Below are 8,504 nucleotides of genomic sequence, written 5' to 3'. Positions count from 1 at the left end.
TGCGGTGTAGTCCTAGACACCTCCACCACACCGGAGGTCTTCGCCATGATCAAGACCTGCGACTGTCAACAACGCTCGTGATCAATACACCTAGGACTTGTCCTGCCGATCATGGTCTCGGCTGCTGAAGCACGGCGGGGCTGCAGCTCGTCGAGGGCATGGTCGGTCCACGATGTCGTGTGCCAGGGTGACGGTATGGATCGGCAGTCTGAGAGCCCGGAACTCTGGGCGTTTTTGGAGTCCCTGCACCACGGCGACATCGTGTCCGGCACCGTCGCGGCGATCGAGCAGTTCGGGGTGTTCGTTGCCCTGCACGACGGGCCTGCCCAATCCTTCTTCCCCGGTGTCGGGTTCATCGTCATCCCCGAACTGTCCTGGCGGCACATCAACGCTCCCACCGATGTCGTTCAGGTAGGCCAGCGTGTCTCGTGCGAGTTCCTCCAGTTCGACACCTGCAACGCGGAGGCCAGACTGTCCTTGAAGGCACTGGAGCCCGACCCCCTCCAGGCTTTCGTCGGCCGCACAGCGGTGGGTCAGGAACTCCGAGGGACGGTTGCGAAGGTGCTTCCCTTCGGCACCATTGTCGACCTCGGAGACGGGATTGCCGGGCTGGTCCCCTTCAGAGAAGCCCCCGGCCGGCCTGCGGTGAGCCCAGTTGAAGACTTCGAGGTCGGAGAGGAGATCGCCCTCGTCATCACGGAAATCGACCCGCCGATCCGCCGGGTTCTCCTCTCCAGGCCACAGGGTGGCCGGCACGAAGGCGTCGTGCCAGCCACGTGACGGCCGGGCGCGCCCCAGCCGTTGACGTGAGCATGAGGCGGGGTGATCTGACGGATGCCGAGTGGGAACGGCTCCGACCATTGCTGCCGGTCAGCAACGGGCGTTGTGGCAGGTGGCGGGACCATCGGCAGGTGATCGACGGGATTCTGCACCGGGTGCGGACGGGGTCCAGTGGCGCGACCTGCCCGAGCGGTTCGGGCCGTGGAAGACCGTCTACGAACGCCACCGCCTGTGGTCGGCCGACGGCACCTGGGAGCGGCTGCTCCAACAGGTCCAGGCCACGGCCGACGCCGCCGGTGAGATCGACTGGGACATCTCGGTTGATTCCACCATTGTCCGCGCCCATCATCACGCTGCCGGCGCCCGCACCGACCCACCGCCGACGCCTGCTTCAAAGGGGGCCGCAGAGGCAGAACACCAGAACGGAACACCGTGGCAGAGCCCTCCCACCCGTCTGGCGGAGGTGGTGCTGCAGGCGAGGGCCTGGGCCGGTCTCGGGGCGGGTTCACCAGCAAGCTCCACCTGAGCGCGGACGGCCGTTGCCGCCCGCTGTCCCTGATCGCCACCGCCGGCCAGCGAGCCGACTGCACCCAGTTCACGCCCGTCCTGGACAAGATCCGCGTGCCGCGGCCAGGACCGGTCAGGCCCCGCAAGAAGCCGGACAGCCTCACTGCCGACAGGGCCTACAGCAACGGCCCCGTCCGCGAGTATCTGCGGCGACGCGGTATCCGGCACACCATCCCGGAGAAGACCGACAGCCGGGCCGCCCGTCTACGCAAAGGCTCACGCGGCGGACGGCCGCCCGGCTTCGACGAGGACCGCTACAGGAAGCGCAACACCGTCGAACGAGCGATCAACCGCATGAAACAGCACCGGGCCGTCGCCACTCGCTACGACAAACGCGGCTACGTCTACCTCGGCACCGTCACCGCGGCAGCCCTCACCATCTGGCTGCGAACTTGATCGGCCGGACAAGTCCTAGCCGACCAAAATCAATCTCGGTGGCATTTCCCGTACCTCAACTACTCGCACCCGGTATCTGTCCCTGCCCGCCGTGAGCCGGCCGCGACGACATGCCGTAGGGATCGGCCCCGATGGAAGGCAGGCCCCCGGATAGTTGGCCCGCCTTGTACACGTCTGCGCGAGGCAGACCGCCTCGACGTTCTGCCCACGCAGAGCGTGAAGGGCGCCGAGTCAGAGCTGCTCGTGGTGCTTGAGGAACTGCCTCCGGCCGATTCCGCCCGTGTGGTTCTTGTTGAGTTCCATGAACTGGTCCCACGCCTCCAGCCAGTTGGCGTCGGTACGGTTCGCGTGATCTCTCCACTCCTCCAACGTGATCTCGTCGTCGCCGTTGGTGTCGATCTCATCGAACAGAGCATTTACTTCTTCGCGTGTCATGACAGCCTTCCCGGTCAGCTCCGTACCGACCTGGGGTCGATCTTCCCCCCGCCGACGCCGGGTCCGACTCCAGGAAGCTGCACTGGGGGACCGTATGGCGAGCAGCTTTCGTCCATTCGGGCGGATGAGCGTCGTAACGACCCACCGCCCCAAGCGCGAGCGCTGCAGCAGGCGCTGGCCGAGCAGGTGCGTTCTTCGGAGGGCCGAGACGCGGCGGGTCAAGGCTTGCCCCCTGGAGCACGCCGGGGCACCTCCGAAGCACCCCGCAGGTGCCCGGGGGGACGACATCACCTTCGATGGGCGGCTCGCCGCAGCCCTTCAGTGACCCCCACCACCCACCCCAGCCAGCGCTCGATTGGGCCGACGGGGGCGGTGTTGCGTCTGTTCACCGGGCCGGGCCGGTGGGCTGGAGGTGGAAGATGCGCAGGTTACGGCCTGAGCGGTCGCTGTAGGTCTGGTAGCCGGTGGACAGGGTCGTGAGGATCTTGTGCCATACCTGCTCGCGTTCGGGGCCGTCGAGGAGGCGCGCGGTGACCGGGACGTTCTGGCCGGTGACCGAGACGGTGGCGGCCGGGGTTTTGAGGAGGTTGACGGTCCAGGCGGGGTGGTGTGTGAGGCCGAAGTTGGAGCCCACCACGGCGTAGCCGCCGTCGTGTTCGACGTAGAAGAGGGGCGTGGGGCGGGGCCGGCCCGTGCGGGCGCCGGTGGTGGTCAGGAGAAGGGAGGCGACGCCTAGGGTCTTGCCGACGCTGAGGCGGCCACGACTTCTGCCTTGGAGGAGGGTGTCCAGCGGCACCATGGCGGCACGCATGACGGCGCCGGCCCAGGGGGTGGGGGCGATCTTGTTCATCAGCCGGAAGCCGAGACCGCGGGCAGGGGGAGGAACGGTGTCCGACCGGCGGGATGCCGGGGCCTTCCCCGTGCCGACGGGGGTGGCGTAGTTGCGTCGGGCGTTTCCGCCGAGGGCGGCCAGGTTGCGGAACGCGGTGGGGGCCATGGCGTAGGTCCAGTACATGGCCGGCAGGTAGCCGGGGGTGTCGACGATGTCCCGGCGCTTGATGATGCCGTGGACGATCGCGTCGGCGATCTGCTCGGGCGAGGAGGCGGGGAGGAAATCGGTGATGCGGGGCATCCGGTGGGAGGGAACGTGGCGGCCGAAGAACTCGGTGCCGGTGACCGTCCCGGGCCGGACCAGCATCACGTGAATCGGTGATGTGGCGAGTTCTGCGGCGAGGATCTGGGTGTAGGCGTTGATCGCTGCTTTGGCCGCCGCGTACGCGGCCGAGGGGCCCTTGACGAAGACGATGCCCGCCGCGGAGCCCATGTTGACGATCGTTCCGCCACCGGCGGACCGCATGAGCGGCAGGGCCGCCTTCACGCCGTAGACCATGGCGTCGTAGCCGGTGCGCATGGTCAGCTGTGCGTCCTCAACGCTCATGTCGGCGACGTCGCGCCACTGTATGAACGCGGCGTTGTTCACCAGTACGTCCAGCCGGCCCTCTGCCGCATGTACGTCGGCGATGCACTGCTCGTAGGCGTTCCGGTCGGTGACGTCGACGCGGTGGAAGACGACGTCGTCGCCGAGCCCGGCGGCCTGGAGGTGCTCCGCGCCGGTCTTGAGGTGTTCGAGGGAGATTTCGGCGGCGTGCACGCGCGCACCTCGCTGGGCGAGTGCCTTGGTGGTGGCGAGGCCGATGCCCTGGGCGCCGCCGGTGACCAGGCACACCTTTCCCTTCAGCTCGGGGCCGGTGCTCATGCGGCGGCTGTCGTTCATCACGGATGCCATCCAAATCTCGACAAGGGCCCCCGCAGCTGCCGTCACTGACGGTTGAGAGCTGCGAGGACGTGGGGGCGGGCGGCCACAAGGGGCGGCCGACGGACCGGGGACCGGGTCCTGCCTGGCCCTGCGGGCGGGAAGGACCCGGTCTCGTTCTGGCGGGAGAGAAGGAGGAGCAGGCGAGTAGGGGGCCCGGCCGCGACTTGGGATCGGACGGCTACACGGACAGCGCGTGCGCGGACGCTGGTGCTACGCGGTGGGAGAGGTGACCGAAGGCCATGAGCGTGAAGACGTCGCCGAGGACGGGAATGCGGAAGACGAAGGGGCGGGGGCCGATGGAGTCGGAGATCGAGTCGATGCTTCCTTCACTGTTCTGCCGGGCCATCAGGAACTCGATGCCGGCGGCGACCGGCTGGGGGTCCGACTGGTGGCACAGGGCGATCACGGCGTAGGCCGTGCTGACCGGGTCGCTGACGGAGTCGGGCTGCTGGCCCCAGCCCCCGTCGGGGTTCTGAGTCGCCAGGATGTGGTGGAGCGCCCGCGTCCGCAGGACGTGCGCGTGGGGCGCGTCCACCTGTGAGACGGCCAGAACGGCACGGAACACGGAGTGGAACCTGCTGGCGCTCCAGTCCGGTGGGAAGGTGCCGTCCTTGCGCTGTCCGGCGGCGAGGAAGTCCAGGGCGCCGGTGAGCACGGCGGGGTCGCGGGGCGGTCGGCAGGACAGTGCGTTGATCGCGGCGGCGGTCATGCAGACCTCGGAGGGTGCGCCGGCGACGTAGGTCGGGAAGCCCCCGTCGGGCCCGCGGGTGGCGAGCAGGGCCTGCCGGCCGCGTTCGACGGCCTTCTCGTGCGCAGGGTCGTCGTGGGTCTGGAGAAGTTCGAGGATGACCGAGGTGTCGTCGATGTCGGTGACATCGGCGATGTCCGTGACCGACCAGGCGCCGTTCGGCTTCTGCCGGCGGACGAGGTTGTCGGCGATGGCCTGGATGACATCGTCCGGTGCGCCGGCGGCCAGGAGCGCCACGCCCGCGGTCGCGGTGCACCAAGTGTCGGTGTCGGTGAAGAAGGGGATCCCGCCGTCGGGGCGCTGGTGCTTGAGGAGTGCGTCCACTCCCCTGTGCACGAGCTCTTCGTGCCCGCCCAGCCGGTGCAGGGCGTGCAGCGCGGACAGGTGCACCAGGAGGTTGCCCTCCCAGATCTCGTCCCGGTCCTGGATGGACAGCAGCAGATCGACGTCACGGTCCTCGATCTGGTGCCGTGCGCCCGAAACGGTGGCCAGGATGACTTTGACGGCCGTCGTCTGGGCCTCGGCCCAGGGATGGAGCCCGGCGCTGGAGAAGGCCGACTCGTCCAGTGCCGGTCGCGTGTCAATGTCGGCGCCGCAGGCGATGAGCAGAGCCTCGAAGGTCGCGCGCTTGCGCCGGCTGGTGAAGTCGGGCGCCTGCGCGATGTAGGCCTCGAGTGCGACCGACCGGCTGTCGGCCGGGCCGCCGCACGCCGCCGCGATGAGCGCCTGGTCGAGGGGGTCGGCAGTGACTCGGCGTCGTCGCAGGTATCCGGCGATCCGCTCGGCCCGGTCGGGAAAGTCCCGCAGCAGCGACAGCGTGAGCGCGGACTCCAGCACCCGGCTCCGGCAGGGGTCGCGTACGCCCCCGTCGGGGTCGACGCGCTCGATGACGTACGTCCTGAGCCGGTCCATCGCGGTGCGCCAGCCGGCGGGCAGCGCGTTGTCCGGCCAGGGGGTGAAATGGGGCGGTGTGCTGCGAACACGCATGAGAACACCTCTCAGAAGCGACGCGGATGGCCGCAGGTGGGAGACAGGGAACGGAGCGGAGCGGACAGGGACGCTGGGGGGCTGAAGGCGTACGGCTCGTTATCCCGGCCGCGTCGTGGCGGCTGCCAGGGCGGCCAGTTCGTCGATGCGGTCAATGACCCGCCAGGCGTGCGGATGCAGCGAGGCGTTGTGGGGGAACGCCATGAGCACGCCCCGCCCCGTGCAGGCGAACATCCGCAGGTCGTACCTGCTGTCGCCGACCACCAGCACCCGGCTGGGATGCAGCCGGTGCCGGGCGCAGAAGTCATGGAGCTGCCGGTGCTTGAGTTCGGCGGCGTCGATCGTGAAGTGGGCGGAGGTCAGCGCGTCGGTGTCGTCGAAGCCGAGTTGCACGTTGCTGTACCAGTCCTCGATGTCGAGCCGCGCCGCCATGGGCTCGACGTAGGTGTTGAACGAGGCGGAGATCAGCCCCACCCGCAGCCCGGCCTGTTGAAAGGCGTGGATCATCGATGTCACCGACGGTCGCAGTCTGATCCGGGAGAAGACTGCCTCGACGGCCGGGCGGTCGAGACGGCCGTGGGAGGTCAGCAGAGCCAGCAGTCGCTGATCCGCGGCGGCCTGGTCGAGCAGCCCGGACTCGGATTCGCGTATCAGGCCGGTCAGCCGCTGGAGGGGTACGCCCAGGGCCGTGAGCAGTTCGGCGGCCGAGTTGTCCAGGGTCAGTGTGTCGTCGACGTCGGCGATCACCGCGTCGAACGGACGCCGGCGCCCTGCAGGCGGCACAGTCGGCAGCGCGGCCCCGTACGAGCAGTCCCACGGTTCGACCGCGTGCGAGGGAGCGTCGGGGCAGTCCAGCGGTTCGGTCATGGCCGTACCCGCAGAGCAGTCAGTGCCCGCAGGGGGAACGTCGGCCGGTAGGCGGGGGCGGTCTCCGGGGCTGCCGACAGCGCCGGGAAGTGGGCGGTCAGCTCCTCCAGCGCGATCCGCAGTTCGGTCCGGGCCAGGGCGGCACCCACGCAGTAGTGGGTGCCTCGGCCGAAGGCCAGGTGCGGAGCCGCGGGCCATCTTCCGGGCATGCACCGGCCCGGGTCCGGGTACCGGCCGGGGTCGTGGTTGCCGGCCCCGTACAGCAGCAGCACCCTGCTTCCCGCGGGCAGGACACGGCCGGCGACCGTCGCTTCCCGCACCGTGGTGCGGTACATCCCGACGACCGGGCAGTCCAGCCGTAGGCCCTCCTCGACCAGGTCCGCGATCGCGACGGTGCCGTCGACGAGCGCGGCCCAGCCGTCCGGGGAGCGGAGTTGGTGTCTGATGGTGATGGACAGCGCCTGCGCGAGCGTGGTGTGGCCGGTGATGATCAGGGTCGGGATCAACGAGGCCACCTCGTTGGGTGAGAGCCGGTGGCCGTGCGGGCTTTCGTGCAGCATGGTGCTGATGAGGTCCTCGCGCGGATCCGACAGCCGCTGCGCCGTCAGCTCTCTGGCGAACTCGCCGAAAGCGCGCAGCCCCGTGGCGTACTGGCGCAGCTGTTCGGGGGTGTGGTCGCGGCCGACCATGAGCTGGACCTTGTAGTCGGACCAGCGCAGGCACGCCTGGTGGTGCTCGTCGGGGATACCGAGGAAACGCAGGATCACCGTCAACGCGTACGGCAGCGCAAACTCGGTGACCATGTCGAACTCCGGTGCTCCGGCGAGAGGCCGCAGCAGGTGCACGGCTGTGGCCCTGATATCGCCTTCGGCGGCCTCCAGCGCCCGCGGGGTGAAACCGGCGTTGATCACCGAGCGGACCCTGGTGTGTTCGGGTGGATCCATCTCGCCGAGAGATGCCGACTCGCCGCTCCAGGTGCTCAGCATCTCCCGGACATCCGGCGGCAGGTCCTTCACCGGCCGGGGTTTGTGATCGCGTGCGGAAAAGTCCTCGTCGTTACGGAGGATCGCCGCGATGTCGTCGTACCCGGTCACGCACCATGCCTGAAGCCGATCGGAGTGCACGATCCTTCCCCCGGCCCGCAGCCGCGCCAAACCGGCGTAGAGGTCATCCCGGTCGCCGTCCCAGGGATCGAACCGTGCAGGCGGCTCTTCATCGTCGGTTAATCGTCCGGTCAAGGGTGCCTCCCAGGGACGGCCTCGAGAGAACTGACAGACCTTCCCTTCGATCCTGCCACCGGCCGACGAACGGTCTCCCCGCAGAAATCATCCAAACCACGCGAACGAGTGGGGAACTCGTTCACAGACCACATGACCGCAACCGCCCGGAGCGAGCGCGGCTCCGCCCCAGACGGAGCCGCCTCGATCGCGCCGCAGGCCTTACGGCAGGGCCGTCAGGCGACCCGCTCCGGCAGCGCCCCTGCCGGCCCCACAAGCTGGTCACCGGGTCTTTCCGGCCCCAGGGCGCTGTCAACCGTGTCGGCACGGAAATGCGCTTCGTCGCGTCGCGCAGCGTCAGCTGGTGCGGCGGTTGCCCTGGTCGTCACGGGGCAGCTCGTCGGCCGTGTGACGGGCGAGGATGTCGCGGGTGGCCTGGCGTTCGGCCTCGGCGATGGCCGTCGGCTGGATGTCAATGATGCCGCCGAAGGGGCGGTCGACGTCGCGGATGATGCACAGGGTGGTGGTAAGGAGCGCGGTGATGACGACGAGAGTGATGACCTGCCCGCGGTTGTTACGCCGGGGCAGACAGACACCTAGGTTCTGTCTCTTTGACTTCATGTCGATCGGGCCACGTGCGAGGGTGGTGGCCATGCCGCAGCTTGGTCACCGCCTCCGGTCCTTGAGATTC

The 8,504-nt window shown here is 68.9% G+C and carries 7 protein-coding genes and 2 pseudogenes; 3 read left to right on the top strand and 6 right to left on the bottom strand.

Annotated elements, in window-relative coordinates; all coding sequences use genetic code 11:
• The first annotated feature begins 195 nt into the window (after nt 1-195).
• The 3 genes and pseudogenes from ACZ4VW_RS32470 to ACZ4VW_RS32460 form a co-directional block, all read left to right on the top strand.
• A complete protein-coding gene (locus ACZ4VW_RS32470; protein ID WP_467968736.1) occupies nt 196-780 on the top strand; it encodes a S1 RNA-binding domain-containing protein in 585 nt (194 codons plus the stop codon).
• A gap of 32 nt (nt 781-812) precedes the next feature.
• Nucleotides 813-1,306 (top strand): annotated as a pseudogene (locus ACZ4VW_RS32465) (IS5 family transposase).
• Nucleotides 1,258-1,743: pseudogene (locus ACZ4VW_RS32460) on the top strand (IS5 family transposase); the annotation flags it as partial. The pseudogenes ACZ4VW_RS32465 and ACZ4VW_RS32460, both read left to right, overlap by 49 nt.
• Before the next feature lie 231 nt (nt 1,744-1,974).
• Here ACZ4VW_RS32460 and ACZ4VW_RS32455 read toward each other — a convergent pair.
• From ACZ4VW_RS32455 to ACZ4VW_RS32430, 6 genes are all read right to left on the bottom strand, one after another.
• Nucleotides 1,975-2,178 (bottom strand): hypothetical protein, encoded by a 204-nt coding sequence (locus ACZ4VW_RS32455; protein WP_467968734.1) that lies wholly within the window; start codon nt 2,176-2,178, stop codon nt 1,975-1,977.
• A gap of 385 nt (nt 2,179-2,563) precedes the next feature.
• Nucleotides 2,564-3,934 (bottom strand): SDR family NAD(P)-dependent oxidoreductase, encoded by a 1,371-nt coding sequence (locus ACZ4VW_RS32450; RefSeq protein WP_467968732.1) that lies wholly within the window; start codon nt 3,932-3,934, stop codon nt 2,564-2,566.
• A gap of 238 nt (nt 3,935-4,172) precedes the next feature.
• Nucleotides 4,173-5,729: a prenyltransferase/squalene oxidase repeat-containing protein gene (locus ACZ4VW_RS32445; protein ID WP_467968730.1), complete on the bottom strand. Its 1,557-nt coding sequence runs from the start codon at nt 5,727-5,729 to the stop codon at nt 4,173-4,175.
• 99 nt (nt 5,730-5,828) lie between these two features.
• A complete protein-coding gene (locus ACZ4VW_RS32440) occupies nt 5,829-6,596 on the bottom strand; it encodes an HAD family hydrolase (RefSeq protein WP_467968728.1) in 768 nt (255 codons plus the stop codon).
• Nucleotides 6,593-7,690 (bottom strand): cytochrome P450, encoded by a 1,098-nt coding sequence (locus ACZ4VW_RS32435; RefSeq protein ID WP_467968725.1) that lies wholly within the window; start codon nt 7,688-7,690, stop codon nt 6,593-6,595. The genes ACZ4VW_RS32440 and ACZ4VW_RS32435 overlap by 4 nt, the downstream gene beginning before the upstream one ends.
• A gap of 480 nt (nt 7,691-8,170) precedes the next feature.
• Nucleotides 8,171-8,434, bottom strand: a complete 264-nt coding sequence (locus ACZ4VW_RS32430) for a hypothetical protein (protein ID WP_467968723.1) — start codon at nt 8,432-8,434, stop codon at nt 8,171-8,173.
• Nucleotides 8,435-8,504: the final 70 nt, after the last annotated feature.

This window comes from Streptomyces sp. NPDC029139 (genome assembly GCF_055564335.1).
The sequence above is the reverse complement of the archived record's forward strand: the minus strand, read 5'-3'. Positions and strand labels throughout refer to the sequence as shown.